Origin of the sequence: Pseudomonas sp. (assembly GCF_002796985.1) — a bacterium.
GTDB lineage: Bacteria > Pseudomonadota > Gammaproteobacteria > Pseudomonadales > Pseudomonadaceae > Pseudomonas.
Genome location: NZ_PEKX01000008.1, coordinates 200,744 through 219,493 on the forward strand (window position 1 = coordinate 200,744; position 18,750 = coordinate 219,493).

An 18,750-nucleotide genomic window follows, 5' to 3' on the forward strand; every position below is an offset into this window, starting at 1 on the left:
TAGGGTCATGCCCGCGATCGCGCCCATGGGGCGCTCCTACAGGTCAGGTTGATCAATCCAGCACGTTCTGCAGCACTTCGTAGATGACGCCGGTGGCGATGGTCACCAGCAGCAGGTCGGTGCCGGCTTGCTGCCATTCGTAGCCGTCGTAGTGGGGCAGGCGGCCAACCAGGCGGCTGTCGAGCTTCTTGGCAATGCCGGGCGGCAGCGGTTTGCCACGGGCGAGGTTCTTCTGGATGCCCGGCGGCAGTGCGGCGCCCGGATTCCAGTAGTTGCGGTTGTCGTTGAGGATGACCTGCACGCCGCCGATGTCGATGCTCGGGCCGCCTTGCCAGTTGTTGCCGCCACCCTGGCCATTGTTGCCCTGATGGCCCTGGTTGCCGTGCCCTTTGTTCTTGCCCGGATCAGCCAGCAGCAAGGGACTGCTGCCCAGCAGGGTGACGCCGATGATGGCCGCCAGCAGGGTATTGAGTCTGGACATATCCGTGTTGCCTCCATGTTGAGAATCCTGTGTCGCTCAGCGTAGCCGCTATGGTGCTGGTGCGGCAGCGATGGAGTTGGTACCGGCGTGCTGGCATTTCGTCGGCGGGCCGCGAACCACGCAGGCTGCAGTGAGTCATAGAGGTATCTCAACCCCCGCCTCTGGAGGCGATAACAAGATGAAAAAGTCCCTGGTTGTTGCAGTAGCCTGTGCCTTCGCACTCGGCACGACAGCCTTGCTGCCCGCCGACCTCTCGCCGATCGGTTCGGTCTATGCCAAAGGCAACGGCGGCGGTGGTGGTGGTAACGGCGGTGGCAATGGCGGCGGTAACGGTGGTGGCCATGGCGGTGGCAATTCCGGCGGAAACGGCGGCGGCCACGGTGGTGGCAAGGGTGGCCCCGGTGGCAACCATGGCAGCAACAGCAATGGCGCGAATGATGGCGGCGAGCACGCTGGCAAGGCCACTCGCGACCATGGCCTGAGCGGCAACCACTACGGCAGCGACAAGAACGACAGCAAAGGCCACGGCCAGACGACGTCTTCCGTGGCGCACTCCAAGGACACCCGTGGCCTGTCGAAGGCGACGGCGATCTCGTCTACGACGCCGGGCACCCACAACACCAAGGGCCTGGACAACGCCGACGATAACTCCAGCAAGCACGACGACGATTGATGCACCTGGCGGCCAGGGACGGCCGCTGTCCTTCACTGCACCGGGAAGTCGAAGTAGGTCTGCGGATAAGGCTCGGCTTTCAGGGTGTAGTGCCACCACTCGGCACCGTAGGGCTCGAAACCGTGGCGCAGCATGGCCTGGCGCAGGGTTTCGCGGTTGCGCGTCTGCTGCACGCTGATCAGCGCAGTGCCGTGATGGGAGATGGGCCCGAAGAAATCGAACGGGCTGCCCATGTCCAACTCTTCCCCGGTTTTCGAATCCACCAGCGTGAGGTCGACGGTGCTGCCGCGCGAGTGCCCGGAGTGCTTGGCGATGTAGCCGTCGCGGTACAGCGCGGGCTTGTCCAGGTCGGGGTAGTAGCGGGTCTTCTGGCGGACGTCCTGCGGGTCGGCGGCCCAGCGGCGGAACTCATCCACTGCGCGCTGCGGGCGATAGCCATCGAAGATCTTCAGTGCCAGGCCGCTCAGCGCGACGTCCTTCTCCACTGAGGCCAATGCGGCGGCGGCTTTGCCGGTGAGGATGATCCGTGCCTTCTGGTAGCCGTCGATGGGCTCGCCGACGAAATTATCGGCGCTGGCGTAGCGCACGTCATAGCGCGCGGATTTCAGCACCTGGTCGAGATAGACGAAGCCGCCTTGCGTCGGCTGATCGGCGCGTAGTGCCGGGCTGATGAGCAGGCAGAGCAGCACCGTGAACTGCGCGCCCGCCCGGCTCATGGGCGCAGCGCCTGGACCCCGTCGTCGTCGGGGTCGAAGTTGTCCAGGTGCATGCGCTGGGCAAAGGCCTCCAGCGCGGCTTCGCCCTGCAGGAAGCGGCCACGGGCGACGGCCCAGTCGTCGGGCCGCAGGCGCACCATCCAGCCTTCGCCGTAACAGTCCAGGTTGATCAGCCCTGGCCTGCGCACCACGGCTTGGTTGCTGGCGAGGACGGTGCCGTCCAGCGGGCTGCGCGCCGAGGAGGCCGCCTTGGCGAATTCCACCACGCCGAAGCTGCGGTCGCAGTCGATGTGCCAACCGTCGCGCTTGGGGGTGAAGGCGAAGATCTGCCCGTAGACCGCGCAGCCGTAGGCGGTGAGCCCGAGGGTGACAGCGCCGCCTTCCTCCTCGCGCAGCCAGAGGTTGTAGTCGGGCGCGTAGAGCAGTTCGTCGGGGAACTCCAGGCCGTGCAGCTTCACAGCGTCAGCACCCGGTCGTATTCGAGGATCATGCGCGCCAGCTCGCCGCCGCTGGCGATCTCGTCGATTTCCTCGATCAGCCGGCTTTCGTCGATGGCCACGCCCGGTGCGCGGCACATCAGCAGGCGTGCGCCGGCTTCCTTGGCCTGCTGGATGAAGTGGCTGATGGGCTCGCCATCCTCGGCGGCGTAGAGGTTGTCGGCGATATCCTGGAAGGCCAGGCGGGTGCCTTCGCCGCTGAGGAACAGGGTCACCTTGGCATCCATGCACGCCAGCAGCGTGGCGGTGTAGAAGGGCGCGGCGCAGCGCGCCGGGGTGCTCGGGCCGCTGCTGACGATGATCAGCACACGCTGGGGCTCAGGCGTGGACAAGGGCTTTCTCCAGTTGGACCAGGGCGATGCGCCGGCCTTGCGGGTCGGCGCGCTCGACGATGCCCTGCGGCTTGTAGCCCAGGCGTGCGTAAAGCAGCAGGCCGGCGGCGTTGGCGTTGAAGCAGGACACTTTCATGACCTGCGCCTTGTACTGGTCGCGGGCGAGATTCTCCATGACCTCGATCAGGTACTGCGCCACGCCGTGCCGCCGCGCCCAGGGCGCGACCATCATGTTGCCCAGCGCGCAGAGTTCGTTGGGCTGCCATTGGTAGAAGTTGGCGAAGCCGGCGACGCGGCCATCGAGTAGCGCTACGGTGCTGCCGCGCCGTTCGGCCATGGCGGCGGCGAGTTGGCCGATGGTCAAAGGCCAGCTCGCCTTGGGGTAGCAGTAGAAGAGTTCGTCGGCGTCCTGGGGAAAGCCGACCACCTCGCCGAGATCGTCGGCGAGGGCGGGGCGATGTTGCAAGGCAGGTGGGTTCACGCGTTCTCCCGTGTCATGGTCGGGCCGGTCAGTGCGGCGGGTACTGGGCGATGATTTTTTGCACCGTCTCGCGGATCGCCGCTTCGCGTTCGGCGGGCGTCGGCGGGCTGCTGCGCATGATCTGCTCACCGCTGCCGCGCCAGACCAGCTTGCCGTCCTTGCCGTCGAACATGTCGACCTGGATGGTGGCGACCTTGTAGGTGATGGTACGGCTCTCGGCCATGGGCGGCGGGCCCCAGTAGCCACCCCAATAACCGCCCCAGTAGCCGCCGCTGTAGGTGGTGACCTGGTCCTGGCGCTGGTCGACGATCAGGTAGGCGCGCAGCTTCACGTCGCCGGGGTTGCCGCCTTGTGCCTGGCGCAGGCCGCGCTGGTCGAACTCGCCGGCCACCGCATCGCTGATGCGCTGCTCGGTGAGGTCGCTCTTGATGCGCGGGTCGTCCGGGCGGTACTCGAAGGCCGGCTGCGCCCAGCTCCAGGTCAGGTAGCGGGAGAAGTCGCGGGTGGTGTCGTAGTCGCGGCTGACGCTGGTGGTTTCGCAGGCAGCGAGGCCGAGCATCAGGCCCAGAAGCAGTAAACGGCGGATCATGGTTGGAATACTCCTGACAGAGCTTTCATCCAAGCGCAGAGTCCGCGCAAAGGCAAGCGGCAGAGGGGTTGCGCAGGGTTGCCGTGGATGAAAACCTGGCAGGATTCCCGGCCAGCCGCCGGTCAGCCCGGCGGGTAACCGTCCATGGCCTTGCGCGCGGCTTCGCGCAGCGCGCGGGCCTGGTCGCTCTGGCTGTCGCCGTTGTCGTATTCGGCGCTGCCGCTCCAGATTTCCTGGTGGTTATGGGCGTCGAACAGGGCGATACGCACCACGCTGACGGTGACCACGTAAGTGCGGGTGACGGGGTAGGAGGCGCCGCCGTACCAGGGGTCGTTCCAGCCGCCGCCGTAGTAGCCGCCGCCGTAGTAATCGGTGGTCTGGCGGGTGCGTTGCTCGCTGGAAAGGTGCGCGCTGACGGTGACGTCCGCTGGCGCATTCGAGCGCGCCGGGCGCAGGCCGCGCTGGTCGAGGGCTTCGCTGACCGCATCCTGCAACGGGCCGCCGAAGCCGGCGCCGTCCACCCAGCTCCACGAGCGGTAGCGCCCGTAGTCCAGCGGTGGGGCCGGATAGCTGCCGGGGTCGAGGCCGGGGTTGGCGGCCTGCGCGGGGGCTGGCGGGATCGGCAGCGAGGTGTTGCTGTAGGGGTTCTGGCCCTGGCAGGCGGCCAGGGCGGTGAGCAGCGGCAGGATCAACAGGTAACGCGGCATGACAGACTCCCGCACGCCGGTATGGAAGGGCGTGCGCAGTGGCAACTATGCACCTAATCCTGCGGCCGGCACAGCCAGTGCAGGTAGCGGCCGAGGCCGGCGAAGGCGGGGTGTCGACGGTATTGCAGTTCCATCTCCACCAGGTCCAGCGGCTCGGCCTTGTGCTGGAATTCCACCGGCATGTAGTCGTGGAACACCCGCACGCCGCTGCGTGCTTCGATGCTCCAATGGTTGGCCATGGCGGCTTCGAGTACGCGCGGGTCGAGCGGTTCCTGCGGGGTGAGGCTCTGGCCCTCGCCGGAGAAGCGGTTCTTGCGCAGCTTGCGGAAGTGGCCCTTGAGCAGGTTGCGGTAGATCAGCGCATCGCGGTTGTAGAAGGCCAGGGACAGCCAGCCATCGGCGCGGGTCAGCTGATGCAGCACGGGCAGGATCGCCAGCGGCTCGGCCAGCCACTCCAGCACGGCGTGGCAGATCACCAGGTCGTAGGGTTCGTTCAACTGGCCGAGCAGGTCCTGCCAGGGGGCTGCGATGAAGGTGGCTTGCAGGCCGGCCTCCTCGAAGCGCTGGCGCGCACCGTCGAGCATCGGCGCGGCGGGCTCGGCGAGGGTGACATCGTGACCGCGCCCGGCCAGCCACAGCGACATGTGGCCCAGGCCCGCGCCGATATCCAGCACGCGCAGCGGGCGGTCGGGCAGCGCTTCGGCGAGGTCGGCCTGCAGCACGGCGAGGCGGATGGCGCCTTTGGCGCCGCCGTAGATCTTCTCGGCGAAGCGCGTGGCCAGTTCGTCGAAATGGCGGTCGCCGGTCTTCGGGGAATCGCTCACTTGGCGCCCCCCTCGATGAAGCGCCGTTCGCTGTCGGCCAGTTTGGCGAGCACCGCCTGGTCCATGTCGATGCCCAGTTCCGCACACATCAGCAGCAGGTAAAGGACGATGTCACCGACTTCCTGGCCGACGTGGGCGAGTTTCTCCGGGGGCAGCTGGCGCGACTCGTCCTCGCGCAGCCACTGGAAGATTTCCACCAGCTCGGCCATTTCCACACTGGCTGCCATGGCCAGGTTCTTCGGGCTGTGGAAGCGACTCCAGTCGTTGTGGTCGCGGATGGCGTGCAGGCGCGCGGTGATGGCTTCGAGGTTCATGCAGATGGGGCTCCAACGTGAGCCCCATAGCTTCAAGCCTTGCGCATCAAACGTCCAGCGGGCTCCAGCTGCCGGCCATGTGCGGCAGGCCGTCCTTGCCACGCAGGCTGAACTGCCCGGAAGGCGCCGGCTCGCTGGCCAGCAGGTTGACCTGGGAGGGCAGCAGTACCGGTTTCTGGAAGCGCACGTCGACCCGATAGCCGGCCATCGGCAGACGCTCGCCCAGGGCGGCCAGGCTGCGGGCCTTGTTCCACAGGCCGTGGGCGATGGCGCGGGGGAAGCCGAACAGCTTGGCGCTGGCGGCGAACAGGTGGATCGGGTTGTAGTCGCCGGCTACGCGGGCGTAGCGCCGGCCGATGTCCGCCGGGCAGTTCCAGGCATCGATCTGCTCCAGCGGCAGCTCGGCCACTTCTTCGCGGGCCGGCGGCGTGCCGTCCAGGCGCATGCCGCGGAACAGGATGCGGCTGTCACCCTCCCACAGCAGGCCGAGCTGGTCGTGCAGCTGGGTGATGATGCTGAAGGTCACGCCCTTCTCGTGGGGCTGGAGGTTCTCCACCCGCACGCTGACGGTGAACGGCCCCAGGCCGCCGAGGGGGCGCAACACGCTGATACGGTTTTCCAGGTGCACCAGGCCCAGCAGCGGGAAGGGGAAGCGCGCATCCGTCAGCAGGCCCATCTGCAGGCCGAAGGCGAGGACGTGCGGGTAGGTCGGCGGCAGCAGGTGGTTGTCGGCAAAGCCGCAGACCTTGCGGTAGCGCTCCAGGTGCTTCGCATCGACCGTGACCGGGCAGCGCAGGCCGCGTGTCGGCAGGCTGCGGCCACGCACGCCGCGGCGCACGGCGGCGCGGGCGAACAGACCGGTGAGGGCGGGTGGGGCGGACAGGTCAAGCCAATCGCGGGGCATCGGGTATCTCCTGGCGGGTATTCAATCAGCTTAGCCAGCGCTGGGGCGCGGGCATTGGCCGTGGCAACGCGGTGCGCGGCAGGCAAGTCAATATGACCGTCGAATTGCTCGGACATTTCCCTCAAGCAGCTTCCTGATTCTCTTGAGGGGCGATAGGAAAGCTGCCTAAGATGGGCCCGCCTCATGGATAACTAGAAAAAAACACCATGCGTGATCTGACCGACGATGTGGCGCTGATGCGCCCGGTGATCGACGCCCTGCGCGCCAGCGGTACCGACCCTGACCGCGTGCTGGCTCGCGTTGGCCTGCCAGCCGGCAGCCTGCCGGCCGGACGATTCCCCCACAGCGCACAGAACCTGTTCTGGAAAGCGGCCGCCGAAGAGTGCGGCGAGGAACATGTCGGCCTCTACCTGGCCGGCCACCTGCCCGCGTTCCATGGCTTGCTGCTGGAATACCTGTTCCTCTCCAGCGCCACTTTTGGCGAAGGCCTGCGCCACGCCTTGCGCTATGTGCGCCTGCTCTCCGATACCCTCAACGCCCGCCTGGAAGTGGAGGGTGAGAAGGCCGTGCTGCTGCTCGGCCATAGCGCCGGAACCAACCGGCACTTCCCCGAAATGCTCGCCGGCGCCGTAGTCCGCCTGTTCCACGCGCTCACCGAAGGCGACTTCAAGCCCCAGGAAGTGCAGTTGATGCACGAGGCGGGCGCTCCTGCTGAGCGATACCAGCAGGTCTACGGCTGCCCGGTAGTGCTGGGCGCCGATCGCTATGCCCTGGTCTTCGCTGCCGAAGTGCTGGAGAAACCCTCGCGCCACGCCGCGCCGGAACTGCTGCGCATGCACGAGTCCCTGGCGCGCCGGCAACTGGCGGAAGTGGAGCGACTGGACCTGGTGCGCAAGGTGCGCGAACTGATCGGCGTGCTGCTGGTGGATGGCGGCGCGACGCTGGAGCAGGTCGCCGCTCGTCTCGACATGCCGGCCCGCCGCCTGCGCGAGCGCCTGGCCATGGCCGGGGTGCGTTTCAACGATCTGGTCACCGACTACCGCTGCCGCCTGGCCAAGGAACTGTTGCTCAAGACCGACGAGCGCATCGAGGTGATCGTCGAGCGCACCGGCTTCTCCGAGCCGAGCACCTTCTACCGGGCGTTCAAGCGCTGGGTCGGCGAGACCCCGGTGGAGTTCCGCCGCCGCGGCCGCCCGCAGCCTCCGGCGGAGTGATCGAACCGCTTCGAGCCTGCGTCTGGATAGGCTTTGCCGGTCAATTCCCGCCAAGGTACGCCCGATGCAAAGCCGAATCCGCCAGCCGCTGCTGTTGTCCACCCTCCTGCTGCTGAGCCTTCAGCAAGCGGTTGCGGGGGAGATGGGCGAAACCGCGTTCTCTCGTCTGGACCGCGACGGCGACGGCTATATCGAGGCCGCCGACATGGACGCCATGCGCGTGCGCATGTTCCACCGCCTGGACCGTGATCACGACGGATTGCTCACCTGCGAAGAAATGACCCCGCCCAACCCCAGCGTGAATGTCTCCCCCAACGCCATTGCCTGGCCGGACCAGGATGGCGACGGCAAGGTCAGCCAGACGGAGTTCCTGACCCAGGAGCCCGCGCTGATCGTGCGGGCGGACCGCAATGGCGATCACCGGGTGAGCGCGGAGGAGTTTCGGGAATTGGTGGCGGCGCGGGGGTGATTTGTAGGAGCCCTCATCTGACAGTCCGTGACTGGGATTTGCCCTCTCCCCCAGCTCGAACGTTTTCATGGAGGAGCGGGCCACTTTTTAGAGAAGCAAGTGGGCGCGACCGCGCCCATGGGGCGTTCCTACAGGTGGCGCAGACCTTTCAGGATCGTAGGGCGCATAACGCGCCAGCGTTATCCGCCGCGAGGCTATCGGCGGATAACCCGTTCCGGGTTATGCGCCCTACGATGCTGCACCGGTGGTTCCCTCACCCCAACCCTCTCCCAGAGGGAGAAGGGGCCGATTGTGCCGGCTGATGCCACGGTTTCGTCCTGCACCGATCAGTCCCCTCTCCCGCTTGAGGAGCGGGGCGCGCAGCCAGGGTTGGGGTGAGGGGCTCTTGATCTTGGCGGGCAGCTTTAGAGCAGTCTGTGGGATCAAGCCCCCAGCAAACTCTGCCCGCAAACCCGCAGCACCTGCCCGCTCACCGCGCCCGAACCCGGCTGGGCGAACCAGGCCACGGTTTCGGCGACGTCCTGCGGCAGGCCGCCCTGGCCCATGGAATTCATGCGCCGGCCGGCCTCGCGGATAGTCAACGGAATGGCGGCGGTCATCTGGGTTTCGATGAAGCCCGGCGCCACCGCGTTGATGCTGATGCCCTTCTTGCCCAGTGCCGGCGCCCAGGCCTGCGCCAGGCCGATCAGGCCGGCCTTGCTCACCGCATAGTTGGTCTGGCCCATGTTGCCGGCGATGCCGCTGATGGAAGCGAGCAGCACCACGCGGCCGTCGTCGTGCAGCTTGCCGGCGTCCAGCAGGGCCTGGGTCAGCACCTGCGGGGCCTTGAGGTTGACGTCGATCACCGAGTTCCAGAACGCCTCGCTCATCTTGGCGACGGTCTTGTCGCGGGTGATGCCGGCGTTGTGCACGACGATGTCGACGCCATCGGGCAGTGCCTCGACCAGCTGCGCACCGGCGTCGGCGGCGCAGATGTCCAGCGCCACGCCACGGCCGCCCAGGCGCGCGGCCAGCGCGTCGAGGGCCTCCTTGGCCGGCGGCACGTCCAGCAGCACCACTTCGGCGCCATCACGGGCGAGGGTCTCGGCGATGGCCGCGCCGATGCCACGGGCGGCGCCGGTCACCAGCGCGCGCTTGCCCACCAGCGGGCGGCTCCAGTCCTGCACCTGCTTGTCGTACGCGGACAGGCGCACAACCTGCCCGGACACATAGGCGCTCTTGGGCGAGAGGAAGAAGCGCAGCGCGCCTTCGAGCTGGTCCTCGGCGCCCTTGCCGACGTACACCAACTGCACGTTGCCGCCACGGCGGATTTCCTTGCCCAGGGAGCGGCTGAAGCCTTCCAGGCTGCGCTGCACGCTGGCGGCGATGGGGTCTTTGACCGACTCCGGCGCGCGGCCGAGGATCACCACGTGCGGGCATTTATCCAGACCCTTGAGCGCGCCCTGGAAGAAGGTGCGCAGCTCGATCGTCTGCTCGAAACGGGTCAGGCCGCTGGCGTCGAAGACGATGGCCTTGAGCTTCGGCCCATGCTCGGCGGTCCAGCGTGGCAGGCCGTACTGGCCGTCGCTGAAGGCGAACACCGCATCGGTCAGGCGCTCGGCGAACGGCAGCACAGCCTCGTTCAGGTTGCCCTCGCCGCCGAGCAGCAGCGCCCCGTCCACCGGCCGCGTGCGCCCGGCGTTCCAGCGCTCCAGGCGGACCGGCGCGGGCAGGCCGAGGGCTCCAACCAGGCGGCGGCCGACGTTGGAGTTGGCGAAGGCGATGTAGCGATCGGTCATGGAACGGGCTCCTGCACAGGTTATCAAAGTGCTGACCACTCTACGCAGCGGCGGGTTCGGCGCAATTGACCGCGCTGACCTGCGCAACGGCGGGGCGGCCAATGCGACACAAGCGGCTAAGGTTAGCCTTGAGTGCACTTCAACGCTCATTCTCAGGAGCCCTGCATGACCCAATTGCGCCGGGTCGCCATCGTCGGCGGCAACCGTATTCCCTTCGCCCGCTCCAACACCGTGTATGCCACGGCGAGCAACCAGGAGATGCTGACCTCCGCGCTGGACGGGCTGATCGAGCGCTACAAGCTGCACGGCGAACGCCTGGGCGAAGTGGTCGCCGGCGCCGTGCTCAAGCATTCGCGCGACTTCAACCTGACCCGCGAGTGCGTGCTGGGCACCCGTCTGGCGCCGGAAACCCCGGCCTATGACATCCAGCAGGCCTGCGGTACCGGTCTGGAGGCGGCCATTCTGGTGGCCAACAAGATCGCCCTCGGGCAGATCGACTGCGGCATCGCCGGTGGTGTGGACACCACCTCCGACGCGCCCATCGGCGTCAACGAAGGGCTGCGCAAGATCCTGCTGGAAGCCAACCGCGGCAAGTCCAACGGCGAGAAGATCAAAAGCCTGCTGAAAATCCGCCCGCGCCACCTGATGCCGCACATTCCGAAGAACGGTGAGCCGCGTACCGGGCTGTCGATGGGCGAGCACTGCGAACTGATGGCGCAGACCTGGGCCATCCCGCGCGACGAGCAGGACAAGCTGGCCTACGAGAGCCATCACAAGCTGGCCGCCGCCTATGACGAAGGCTGGCAGAACGACCTGATGACGCCGTTCCGCGGCCTGGTGCGCGACCAGAACCTGCGCCCGGACATCAACCTGGAGAAGATCGGCACCCTCAAGCCGGTGTTCGAGCGCGGCTCGCGCGGCACCCTGACGGCGGCCAACTCCACGCCGCTGACCGATGGCGCCTCGGTGGTGCTGCTGGCCAGCGAAGAGTGGGCCAAGGCGCGCGGCTTGCCGATCCTGGCGTACTTCAAGGATGGCGAAGCGGCGGCGGTGGATTTCGTTGGCGGCCACGAGGGCCTGCTGATGGCGCCGGTCTACGCGGTGCCGCGCCTGCTGGCGCGCAATGGCCGGACCCTGCAGGACTTCGACTTCTACGAAATCCACGAAGCCTTCGCCGCCCAGGTGCTGTGCACCCTCAAGGCCTGGGAAGACGTGGACTACTGCAAGACCCGCCTCGGCCTCGACGCACCGCTGGGCTCCATCGACCGCAGCAAGCTCAACGTGAAGGGCAGTTCGCTGGCCGCCGGCCACCCGTTCGCCGCCACTGGCGGGCGCATCGTTGCCAACCTGGCGAAGCTGCTGGAGGGTGCCGGCAAGGGGCGCGGACTGATCTCGATCTGTGCGGCAGGCGGCCAAGGTGTGACCGCGATCATCGAACGGTAATCCAATACAGCGGGACCGATGCTTTTCGGTCCCACGATGTAGCAACTCCGTGACTTCAGGCGGCACCGCGCGAGCGGCGCCGCCTTTTTTTATCCGCTATTCGGGCGTTACCTGTAGGAGCGAGGGGGACGCCATCGTTGTTGCTCGCGAATCGCTTGGCACAGACTGTAGGGCGCATAACACGCCAGCGTTATCCGCCCTACGTACTACACGAGCTGGAGGCGATTGTGGCGTTTGATTGAAGGGTATCGCCTTTCACACAAGCGTCAGGAGGAACACGTCGTAGGATGGCGTGGAGCGCAGCGATACCCATCGATTCCGGGCACCGACAGCATGGGTATCGCTTCGCTCCACCACATCCTACGTTGGAGGCCCGTCGGCGAGACCGGCGCTGGGGTAGACATAGAATCTCCTACGAAAAGCTGACGCACAGGAGTGCGTAGCACCGGCATTTCTATGCGCAATTTCCTTCTAGATGCGCAGCTCAGCCGCCCTGCAACATTCCCGGATGGATTCGCCGCGAGAAGGGTGTGGAAAGCACCAGCGAAGTCTTGCTGGTGCCGAACTGGGCGAGGCGGTCGATCAGTTCTTCCAGCTCCTGGGTGCAACTGACCGCCACCTTGAGCATCACGCAGGCCTCGCCGGTGATGCGGTAGCAGTCGATGATCTGCGGGATTTCCAGCAGCGGGTCGAGCATGGTCTTGCTGCGGTGGTCGTTCAGGCGCAGCTCGATCAGGCACTGGATCGAGCGACCCATCTTCGACAGGTCTACGCTGGCGTGGTAGCCGGTGATCACCCCTTCGGCTTCCAGGCGCGCCACGCGATCGGCCACGGCGGGAGGGGACAGGTTGATGCGCCGGGCCAGTTCGGCGAAGGACATGCGGCCGTCTTCCAGCAGGGCGGCGAGCAGGGCGCGGTCGTACTTGTCCATGCAATAACTCCGGTTTTGATTCGACGGGCTGTGCTGCAAAAATCCATCGAATGAAAAGTGTTATGCCCGCAAAGGCGTTGTCTGTGCCTTATCCGAGGCGGATGACCTGCATAAAATGAAGCGCTCTGCCTGCCTTGTCGAGCCCTTCCCATGACCACGATGCCCATGCCCAGAGCCCGCGTCTCACTAACCCTGATCGCCGCCTTTTTCGCCCTCTATTTCATCTGGGGCTCGACCTACCTGGTGATCCGCATCGGCGTCGAATCCTGGCCGCCGATGCTGATGGCCGGCTGCCGCTTCATCATCGCCGGCACCCTGCTGTTCGCCTGGATGCTCTGGCGCGGAGCGCCGTTGCCGACGCTCAGGCAGTGCCTGTCGGCGGGCGCCATCGGCATTCTGCTGCTCAGTTGCGGCAACGGTGGGGTGACCGTGGCCGAGCATTGGGGCGTGGCCTCGGGCGTGGCGGCGCTGGCGGTGGCGACCGTGCCGCTGTTCACCCTGGTGTTCGGGCGCTTCTTCGGCAACAAGACCAACGCGCTGGAGTGGGCCGGCATTGCCCTGGGCCTGTTCGGCATCGTGCTGCTCAACCTGGGCTCCAACCTGCAGGGCAGCCCGGCGGGCGCGGCGCTGATCATCTTCGCGGCCGCCACCTGGGCCTTCGGCTCGGTGTGGAGCCGGCGCCTGGACCTGCCCGCCGGCGCCATGGCCAGCGCGATGGAGATGCTGATAGGTGGCGGCGTGCTGCTGCTCGGCAGCTTCCTCAGCGGTGAGCGCATGGAGCAGATGCCCACCGCCGCGGGCTGGGGCGCCTTGGCCTACCTGGTGGTGTTCGGTTCGATCATCGCCTTCAGCGCCTACATGTACCTGCTGGCCAACGTGCGCCCGGCGGCGGCCACCAGCTACGCCTACGTCAACCCGGCGGTGGCGGTGATGCTCGGTGTGGTGTTTGCCGGTGAGCACATCGGCCTGGCGGAATCCCTGGCAATGGCAGTGATCATCAGCGCGGTGGTGCTGATCGGCCTGCCGCAGTGGCGGCGCAAGGAAGCCGTCTGACTCACGGCATGAGCTAAGCCCGAAAGGTTATTTCGCCTGCTTCGGCTGATTCGCTAGGGTATGAAACGGTCTTCATCCGGAGGCCGTTTCCCTTCCTCCTTTCAGTACACCCGCGCGCCATACGCCCAGGCCACTGATCCACCCTTCGATCCGAGGTGTGCATGAGCCTGGCAGTACCGCTTTCCCGTCTTTCCGAACTGCCACCCGCCCAGCGCTGGAGCGACGCCCTGCGCGCGTCCAGCCTGCTGGCCCTGTCGGTGCCCCGCGAGTACGGCGGACGCGGCGCCGGCTGGGACGAGGTGCTGCAGACCCTGCGCGATCTCTGCGAGCGTGACGGCACCCTGGCGCGGCTGTTCGCCCTGCATCACCTGCAACTGGCCAGCGTGTTGCTGCTGGGCAGCGCCGAGCAGCGTGAGCGCCTGCTGCCGCTCAGCGTGGAGCGCGAATGGCTGTGGGGCGAGGCGGTGGATCACCAGGAAAGCCGCCTGCTGGCGCGCGAGCATCGGCGCGGCGGTTTCCTGCTGCAGGGCGGGCGTCACGACTGCTTCGGCGCCGAGGCGGTGGACTGGCTGCTGATCTCGGCGCGCCATGCGCCCAGCGAGGGTTTGCTGATCGCCGCGCTGCCGGCGGATCGCAACGGGCTGGACCGCTTCGAACCCAACGGTGGCGGCCTGCTGCATTGCCACGAGGTGCGCCTGCACCCGGAAGACATCCTGCTGCCGCCCGGCCTGCCGTGGACGCCGCGTGCGCAACTGCGCGGCAGCCTCGCCGGGTTGTTGCAGGCGAACATTGCCCTGGGCTTGGCCGTGCAGGCTTTCGAGAACCTGCCCGCGCGGGCGGCGGCGGGGGAGTTGCAGCGTTTGCTGGGGTTGGGGTTGCGGCTGTCCGAGCAATCGGTGGTGGCCTACGAGTCCGCCCAGGCGGCGGGCTATGCGTTGAGCTTCAGCCGCAGCGCGGCACTGGCGACCCTGGTGGCGGAAACGGCGGCGGTGGCGCAACAGGCGGTGCAGGTCGGCCTGCGTCAGGAAGGCCTCCGCGCCCGCGTGGTCGCTGGCGCCACCTGAGGCTCCGTATCACGGGGCCTGTAGCGGAGTCGAGACAAGCGCTGGCGCTCATAAGTTAAGAACTAAAAATTATTTATTCTGAGTTTTTTATATCTGTAATCTAGCTTTACCGGACCGCCGGACAAGGTTTCAACACAAGCATTCTCCCCATCGAACCCCGTCCCGTGGTCCGTCCCCTCTGTGAGGCCGGCACCGCCGTCACCTTCAGAGGAAACACCATGAACAAACCTCGTTTCGTACGCCGTGCCGTGGCCGGCGTCGTTGTTGCGGCTGCCCTGTTCTCCCAGAGCGCCGCGTTCGCCGACATTGTCCTGGGCTACCAGACCGGCATCGACCCGACCAAGGTTCCGCAAGCCGATGGCACCTATGAAAAGGTCATCGGCGAGAAGCTCGACTGGCGCCGCTTCAACAGCGGCCCGGAAGTGGTCGCCGCGATTGCCTCGGGCGACGTGCAGCTGGGCAACCTCGGCTCCAGCCCGCTGGCCGCCGCCACCTCGCGTGGCCTGCCGATCGTTGCTTTCATCGTCTCCGCACAGATCAACGCCGCCGAGGCCCTGGTGGTTCGCAATGGCAGCAAGATCGAGAAGCCCGAAGACCTGATCGGCAAGACCATCGCCACGCCTTTCGTCTCCACCTCGCACTACAGCCTGCTGGGCGCGCTCAAGCACTGGCAGATCGATCCGGCCAAGGTGAAGATCGTCAACCTCAACCCCGCCGAGATTGCCGCCGCCTGGCGCCGTGGCGACATCGACGGCGCCTTCGTCTGGTCGCCCGCCCTGGGCGAGGTCAAGAAGTCCGGCAAGGTGCTGACCGACGCCGCCGAAGTCGGCCAGTGGGGCGCACCGACCTTCGAGGTCTGGGTGGCCCGCAAGGACTTCGCCGAGAAGCACCCGGAGATCATCGCCAAGTTTGCCCGCGTGAGCCTGGATTCCTTCGCCGACTACAACGCCCACAAGGCCGAGTGGACCGCCGACTCCGAGCAGGTGAAGAAGATCGCCCGCCTGACCGGCGCCGATCCGAAGGACGTGCCCGAGCTGCTGGCCGGCTCCGCCTTCCCCGAATCCCAGGCGCAGCTGTCGTCCGCTTTGCTGGGTGGCGGCACCGCCAAGGACATCGCCGGTACCGCCGCCTTCCTGAAAGAACAGAAACGCGTGCCTTCGGTGCTCAAGGACTACTCGCCCTACGTCAGCGCGGACTACGTGCGCCAGGCGGAGAGCGTGCAGGTCGGGCAGCGCTGATCAGTTGCTCTTCGTAGGAGCGAGCTTGCTCGCGAACACCGGCTGGCACTGAAGCTCGGGCCGGTTCGCGAGCAAGCTCGCTCCTACGGGGCATCACGCATTTCTTCTCACCCTACGGAGGGCAGAACATGAGCCGTCTGACGGCCGAGGCAGTCAGCCTCACTTTCCTGCAGCGCGGACGCGAGCGCGTCGTGCTGCAGGACCTCACGCTCAGCCTGGCCAAGGGCGAATCGCTGGTGGTGCTCGGCCCGTCCGGCTGCGGCAAGTCCAGCCTGCTCAACGTGCTGGCGGGCTTCCAGGCGCCGGACAGCGGCCGCGTGCAGATCGACGGGCGCACCCTGAGTGGCCCCGGTGGCGAACGCGGCGTGGTGTTCCAGGACGACGCGCTGATGCCCTGGCTGAGCGCGCAGGACAACGTTGCCCTGGGCCTGCGCATCCGTGGCGTCGGCGCCGCCGAGCGCAACGCCCGCGCCCATGAAGTCCTCAAGCTGGTGGGCCTGGGCGAGCACGCGGACTACCGCATCTCGCAGCTTTCCGGTGGCCAGCGGCAGCGCCTGGGCCTGGCCCGCGCGCTGGCGGTGGAGCCGGATTTCCTGCTGCTCGACGAGCCCTTCGGCGCCCTCGATGCGCTCACCCGCGAGCGCATGCAGGTGCTGACCCTCGACCTGTGGCGCAAGACCGGCAAGGGCCTGTTCCTGATTACCCACAGCGTCGATGAAGCGCTGTTCCTTGCCACCGACCTGGTGGTGATGGACGGCCCGCCGGCGCGCATCGTCAAGCGCCTGCCGTTGGATTTCGCCCGCCGCTACGCCGCTGGCGAGCCGGTGCGCTCGATCAAGTCCGACCCGGAGTTCGCGCGCCTGCGCCAACTCCTTCTGGATGAGTTTTTGGAAGAACCGGAGGCCGAGCATGCCCACTGATACCCTCGCCGCCAAACTCCCGGCCGCCGCGCCGAAAGCCCGCAGCGTGTCGGGCGACTACCGTCGCTGGGCCGCCGCCGGCAGCGTTGGTTCTCTCTTCGTGCTCTGGTGGTTGGCCACGCACCTGGGCTGGGTCGACACCCTGTTCCTGCCCGCGCCGGAGCAACTGGTGGAAGCCTTCCAGCGCCTGCTCGCCGAGGGCTACGTCGATGCCTCGCTGTGGCAACACATCGGCACCAGCCTACTGCGCGTGCTGCTGGCGCTGGGCGCGGCAATCCTGACGGCCATTCCGCTGGGCATCCTGATGGGCCTCAACCCGCTGGTGGGCGCGGCCTTCGATCCGCTGGTGGAGTTCTACCGCCCGGTGCCGCCGCTGGCCTACCTGCCGCTGATCGTCATCTGGTTCGGCATCGGTGAGCTGTCCAAGGTGCTGCTGATCTACCTCGCGCTGTTCGCGCCGTTGCTGATCGCCACCGCTGCCGGCGTGCGCCGAGTGGACAAGTCGCGCATCCAGGCCGTGCGCTGCCTGGGCGCCAGCCGCCTGCAGGTGGTGCGCCACGTGATCCTGCCCAGTGCGCTGCCGGATGTCCTGACCGGCTTGCGCATCGCCCTGGGCGTGGGCTGGTCGACCCTGGTCGCCGCCGAGCTGATTGCCGCCAACCGTGGCCTGGGCTTCATGGTGCAGTCCGCTGCGCAGTTCCTCGCCACCGATGTGGTGGTGCTGGGGATCCTGCTGATCGCCGCCATCGCGCTGAGCTTCGAGCTGGGGCTGCGTTGGGTGCAGAAGCGGTTTGCTTCCTGGGAGTAGGTGCTGGAGTTGAAGCCAGGGCCCCTCACCCTAGCCCTGGCTGCGCGCCTCGCTCAGAGGGAGAGGGGACTGTCCTGAGCGGTTCTAGGTCTTTTGCCTCACGGCCATTCTTCCGTTGTTGAAGGACAGTTGCGGCCTTTCCGAACACACCGAACAACCCCCCTCTCCCGCTTGCGGGAGAGGGTTGGGGAGAGGGGCTCTCCCCGTGAACCTCACAAGAGAACACGACCATGACCACCCTGAGCATCGAACCCATCAGCCCGGCCCTGGGCGCCATCGTTTCCGGCGTGCGCCTGGCCGACCCGCTGGACGACGCGGCGCAGCGCCAGATCGAGCAGGCCCTGCTCGACCATCACGTGCTGTTCTTCCGCGACCAGCCGCTGACGCCGACCCAGCAGGCGAACTTCGCCGCGCGTTTCGGTGACCTGCACATCCACCCGATCTACCCCAGTTCGCCTGAACAGCGCGAAGTCATCGTCCTCGACACCGCCGTCACCGACGTGCGCGACAACGCCATCTGGCACACCGACGTGACCTTCCTGGAAACCCCGGCACTGGGGGCCGTGCTGGCTGCCAAGCAACTGCCGCCCCATGGTGGCGACACCCTCTGGGCCAGCGGCATCGCGGCGTTCGAGGCGCTGTCGAAACCGCTGCAGCAACTGCTCGACGGCCTCACGGCGACCCATGACATCAGCAAGTCCTTCCCTGCCGAGCGCTTCGGTGCCTCCGACGCGGACCTCGCCCGGCTGGAAGAGGCTCGCCAGAAGAACCCGCCGCGCAGCCATCCGGTGATCCGCACGCACCCGGTCACCGGGCGCAAGGCGCTGTTCGTCAGCGACGGATTCACCACCCGCATCAACGAGCTGGAGCCGGCGGAAAGCCGCGCCATCCTCGACTTGCTGTTCGCCCACTTCGCCCGCCCGGAGTTCACCGTGCGCTGGCGCTGGAAGGAAAACGACGTGGCCTTCTGGGACAACCGCGTGACCCAGCACTACGCCGTGGACGACTACCGCCCGCAGCGCCGGGTGATGCACCGGGCGACGATTCTCGGGGACAAGCCGTTCTGAGGACTCCGCAACCTGTAGGGTGCATAACCCGGAACGGGTTATCCGCCGCATTGGCGGATAACGCCCCAGGCGTTATGCGCCCTGGGGGCCTGAGGATTGGTGTGTAGGAGCGAGCTTGCTCGCGAACCGCATAACGCCGATTTCATGGGTGAGCGCGTTCGCGAGCAAGCTCGCTCCTACAGGGATGCCGGGCGCCGGGTTCGGCCCGCAGTTTCCCGCCATCCCCGTGACTTGCGGCAACAAAGCC

22 protein-coding genes are annotated in these 18,750 nt (G+C 67.0%); 10 read left to right on the forward strand and 12 right to left on the reverse strand.

What is annotated here, in order from left to right:
- Nucleotides 1-52: 52 nt before the first annotated feature.
- Nucleotides 53-481, reverse strand: a complete 429-nt coding sequence (locus CTR55_RS13555; protein WP_296286913.1) for an anti-virulence regulator CigR family protein — start codon at nucleotides 479-481, stop codon at nucleotides 53-55.
- Nucleotides 482-659: 178 nt separating this feature from the next.
- Between CTR55_RS13555 and CTR55_RS13560 the strand changes: the two genes are divergently transcribed.
- Nucleotides 660-1,154 (forward strand): hypothetical protein, encoded by a 495-nt coding sequence (locus CTR55_RS13560; RefSeq protein ID WP_296286914.1) that lies wholly within the window; start codon nucleotides 660-662, stop codon nucleotides 1,152-1,154.
- A gap of 32 nt (nucleotides 1,155-1,186) precedes the next feature.
- On the opposite strand, the gene CTR55_RS13565 is transcribed toward CTR55_RS13560, so the two are convergent.
- The 9 genes from CTR55_RS13565 to CTR55_RS13605 all read right to left on the reverse strand — a co-directional run bounded on the left by CTR55_RS13565 (nucleotide 1,187) and on the right by CTR55_RS13605 (nucleotide 6,518).
- A complete protein-coding gene (locus CTR55_RS13565) occupies nucleotides 1,187-1,870 on the reverse strand; it encodes a M15 family metallopeptidase (RefSeq protein ID WP_296286915.1) in 684 nt (227 codons plus the stop codon).
- Nucleotides 1,867-2,328, reverse strand: coding sequence for a glycine cleavage system protein H (locus tag CTR55_RS13570; RefSeq protein ID WP_296286917.1), 462 nt, complete (start codon nucleotides 2,326-2,328; stop codon nucleotides 1,867-1,869). Before CTR55_RS13570 ends, CTR55_RS13565 begins: the two co-directional genes overlap by 4 nt.
- Complete coding sequence (locus tag CTR55_RS13575; RefSeq protein ID WP_296286919.1) at nucleotides 2,325-2,699, reverse strand: DsrE family protein; 375 nt, start codon at nucleotides 2,697-2,699, stop codon at nucleotides 2,325-2,327. Before CTR55_RS13575 ends, CTR55_RS13570 begins: the two co-directional genes overlap by 4 nt.
- A complete protein-coding gene (locus CTR55_RS13580; protein ID WP_296286921.1) occupies nucleotides 2,686-3,180 on the reverse strand; it encodes a GNAT family N-acetyltransferase in 495 nt (164 codons plus the stop codon). Before CTR55_RS13580 ends, CTR55_RS13575 begins: the two co-directional genes overlap by 14 nt.
- Before the next feature lie 28 nt (nucleotides 3,181-3,208).
- Entirely contained in the window at nucleotides 3,209-3,769 is a 561-nt protein-coding gene (locus CTR55_RS13585; RefSeq protein WP_296286922.1) for a DUF4136 domain-containing protein, read from the reverse strand.
- 122 nt (nucleotides 3,770-3,891) lie between these two features.
- Nucleotides 3,892-4,476 carry a DUF4136 domain-containing protein gene (locus tag CTR55_RS13590; RefSeq protein ID WP_296286924.1) on the reverse strand — a complete coding sequence of 195 codons (585 nt, stop codon included), beginning with the start codon at nucleotides 4,474-4,476 and terminating at the stop codon, nucleotides 3,892-3,894.
- Between the two features lie 53 nt (nucleotides 4,477-4,529).
- Nucleotides 4,530-5,300, reverse strand: a complete 771-nt coding sequence (locus tag CTR55_RS13595; protein ID WP_296286925.1) for a methyltransferase domain-containing protein — start codon at nucleotides 5,298-5,300, stop codon at nucleotides 4,530-4,532.
- Nucleotides 5,297-5,614, reverse strand: coding sequence for a nucleotide pyrophosphohydrolase (locus tag CTR55_RS13600; RefSeq protein ID WP_296286927.1), 318 nt, complete (start codon nucleotides 5,612-5,614; stop codon nucleotides 5,297-5,299). The genes CTR55_RS13595 and CTR55_RS13600 overlap by 4 nt, the downstream gene beginning before the upstream one ends.
- 46 nt (nucleotides 5,615-5,660) lie before the next feature.
- Nucleotides 5,661-6,518, reverse strand: coding sequence for a MaoC/PaaZ C-terminal domain-containing protein (locus CTR55_RS13605; protein WP_296286929.1), 858 nt, complete (start codon nucleotides 6,516-6,518; stop codon nucleotides 5,661-5,663).
- A 206-nt stretch (nucleotides 6,519-6,724) separates the two neighbouring features.
- Here CTR55_RS13605 and CTR55_RS13610 point away from each other — a divergent pair, with 206 nt between their 5' ends.
- The gene (locus CTR55_RS13610; protein ID WP_296286930.1) at nucleotides 6,725-7,732 is read left to right on the forward strand and encodes an AraC family transcriptional regulator; all 1,008 of its coding nucleotides are present in this window, start codon (nucleotides 6,725-6,727) and stop codon (nucleotides 7,730-7,732) included.
- Nucleotides 7,733-7,796: 64 nt separating this feature from the next.
- On the forward strand, nucleotides 7,797-8,201 hold the full coding sequence (locus CTR55_RS13615) for an EF-hand domain-containing protein (RefSeq protein WP_296286932.1): 405 nt from the start codon (nucleotides 7,797-7,799) through the stop codon (nucleotides 8,199-8,201).
- Nucleotides 8,202-8,623: 422 nt separating this feature from the next.
- Here the strand turns inward: CTR55_RS13615 and CTR55_RS13620 are convergent, their stop codons facing one another.
- Nucleotides 8,624-9,979: a 3-oxoacyl-ACP reductase gene (locus tag CTR55_RS13620; RefSeq protein WP_296286933.1), complete on the reverse strand. Its 1,356-nt coding sequence runs from the start codon at nucleotides 9,977-9,979 to the stop codon at nucleotides 8,624-8,626.
- 165 nt (nucleotides 9,980-10,144) lie between these two features.
- On the opposite strand from CTR55_RS13620, the gene CTR55_RS13625 reads away from it, so the two are divergent.
- On the forward strand, nucleotides 10,145-11,422 hold the full coding sequence (locus tag CTR55_RS13625; protein WP_296286934.1) for an acetyl-CoA C-acetyltransferase: 1,278 nt from the start codon (nucleotides 10,145-10,147) through the stop codon (nucleotides 11,420-11,422).
- A gap of 484 nt (nucleotides 11,423-11,906) precedes the next feature.
- Here the strand turns inward: CTR55_RS13625 and CTR55_RS13630 are convergent, their stop codons facing one another.
- Nucleotides 11,907-12,353, reverse strand: coding sequence for an Lrp/AsnC family transcriptional regulator (locus CTR55_RS13630; protein WP_296286935.1), 447 nt, complete (start codon nucleotides 12,351-12,353; stop codon nucleotides 11,907-11,909).
- Nucleotides 12,354-12,518: 165 nt separating this feature from the next.
- Here CTR55_RS13630 and yedA point away from each other — a divergent pair, with 165 nt between their 5' ends.
- From yedA to tauD, 6 genes are all read left to right on the forward strand, one after another.
- Nucleotides 12,519-13,406 (forward strand): drug/metabolite exporter YedA, encoded by an 888-nt coding sequence (gene yedA / locus CTR55_RS13635; RefSeq protein ID WP_296287132.1) that lies wholly within the window; start codon nucleotides 12,519-12,521, stop codon nucleotides 13,404-13,406.
- 161 nt (nucleotides 13,407-13,567) lie between these two features.
- Complete coding sequence (locus CTR55_RS13640; RefSeq protein ID WP_296286937.1) at nucleotides 13,568-14,470, forward strand: acyl-CoA dehydrogenase family protein; 903 nt, start codon at nucleotides 13,568-13,570, stop codon at nucleotides 14,468-14,470.
- Nucleotides 14,471-14,688: 218 nt separating this feature from the next.
- Nucleotides 14,689-15,708: a taurine ABC transporter substrate-binding protein gene (tauA, locus tag CTR55_RS13645; protein WP_296286939.1), complete on the forward strand. Its 1,020-nt coding sequence runs from the start codon at nucleotides 14,689-14,691 to the stop codon at nucleotides 15,706-15,708.
- 128 nt (nucleotides 15,709-15,836) lie between these two features.
- Nucleotides 15,837-16,628, forward strand: coding sequence for a taurine ABC transporter ATP-binding protein (locus tag CTR55_RS13650; RefSeq protein WP_296286941.1), 792 nt, complete (start codon nucleotides 15,837-15,839; stop codon nucleotides 16,626-16,628).
- Nucleotides 16,618-17,436, forward strand: a complete 819-nt coding sequence (locus CTR55_RS13655) for an ABC transporter permease subunit (protein ID WP_296286942.1) — start codon at nucleotides 16,618-16,620, stop codon at nucleotides 17,434-17,436. Before CTR55_RS13650 ends, CTR55_RS13655 begins: the two co-directional genes overlap by 11 nt.
- Before the next feature lie 230 nt (nucleotides 17,437-17,666).
- A complete protein-coding gene (gene tauD / locus CTR55_RS13660) occupies nucleotides 17,667-18,503 on the forward strand; it encodes a taurine dioxygenase (RefSeq protein WP_296286944.1) in 837 nt (278 codons plus the stop codon).
- Nucleotides 18,504-18,750 lie beyond the last annotated feature (247 nt).

Bases quoted from the DNA above. Each gene is read 5' to 3' on its own strand.
- CTR55_RS13615 (WP_296286932.1), top strand. From the start codon at position 7,797: ATGCAAAGCCGAATCCGCCAGCCGCTGCTGTTGTCCACCCTCCTGCTG.
- CTR55_RS13625 (WP_296286934.1), top strand. From the start codon at position 10,145: ATGACCCAATTGCGCCGGGTCGCCATCGTCGGCGGCAACCGTATTCCC.
- yedA (WP_296287132.1), top strand. From the start codon at position 12,519: ATGCCCAGAGCCCGCGTCTCACTAACCCTGATCGCCGCCTTTTTCGCC.
- CTR55_RS13640 (WP_296286937.1), top strand. From the start codon at position 13,568: ATGAGCCTGGCAGTACCGCTTTCCCGTCTTTCCGAACTGCCACCCGCC.
- CTR55_RS13610 (WP_296286930.1), top strand. From the start codon at position 6,725: ATGCGTGATCTGACCGACGATGTGGCGCTGATGCGCCCGGTGATCGAC.
- CTR55_RS13600 (WP_296286927.1), bottom strand. From the start codon at position 5,614: ATGAACCTCGAAGCCATCACCGCGCGCCTGCACGCCATCCGCGACCAC.
- CTR55_RS13565 (WP_296286915.1), bottom strand. From the start codon at position 1,870: ATGAGCCGGGCGGGCGCGCAGTTCACGGTGCTGCTCTGCCTGCTCATC.
- tauA (WP_296286939.1), top strand. From the start codon at position 14,689: ATGAACAAACCTCGTTTCGTACGCCGTGCCGTGGCCGGCGTCGTTGTT.
- CTR55_RS13605 (WP_296286929.1), bottom strand. From the start codon at position 6,518: ATGCCCCGCGATTGGCTTGACCTGTCCGCCCCACCCGCCCTCACCGGT.
- CTR55_RS13630 (WP_296286935.1), bottom strand. From the start codon at position 12,353: ATGGACAAGTACGACCGCGCCCTGCTCGCCGCCCTGCTGGAAGACGGC.
- tauD (WP_296286944.1), top strand. From the start codon at position 17,667: ATGACCACCCTGAGCATCGAACCCATCAGCCCGGCCCTGGGCGCCATC.
- CTR55_RS13620 (WP_296286933.1), bottom strand. From the start codon at position 9,979: ATGACCGATCGCTACATCGCCTTCGCCAACTCCAACGTCGGCCGCCGC.
- CTR55_RS13555 (WP_296286913.1), bottom strand. From the start codon at position 481: ATGTCCAGACTCAATACCCTGCTGGCGGCCATCATCGGCGTCACCCTG.
- CTR55_RS13560 (WP_296286914.1), top strand. From the start codon at position 660: ATGAAAAAGTCCCTGGTTGTTGCAGTAGCCTGTGCCTTCGCACTCGGC.
- CTR55_RS13585 (WP_296286922.1), bottom strand. From the start codon at position 3,769: ATGATCCGCCGTTTACTGCTTCTGGGCCTGATGCTCGGCCTCGCTGCC.
- CTR55_RS13655 (WP_296286942.1), top strand. From the start codon at position 16,618: ATGCCCACTGATACCCTCGCCGCCAAACTCCCGGCCGCCGCGCCGAAA.
- CTR55_RS13650 (WP_296286941.1), top strand. From the start codon at position 15,837: ATGAGCCGTCTGACGGCCGAGGCAGTCAGCCTCACTTTCCTGCAGCGC.
- CTR55_RS13590 (WP_296286924.1), bottom strand. From the start codon at position 4,476: ATGCCGCGTTACCTGTTGATCCTGCCGCTGCTCACCGCCCTGGCCGCC.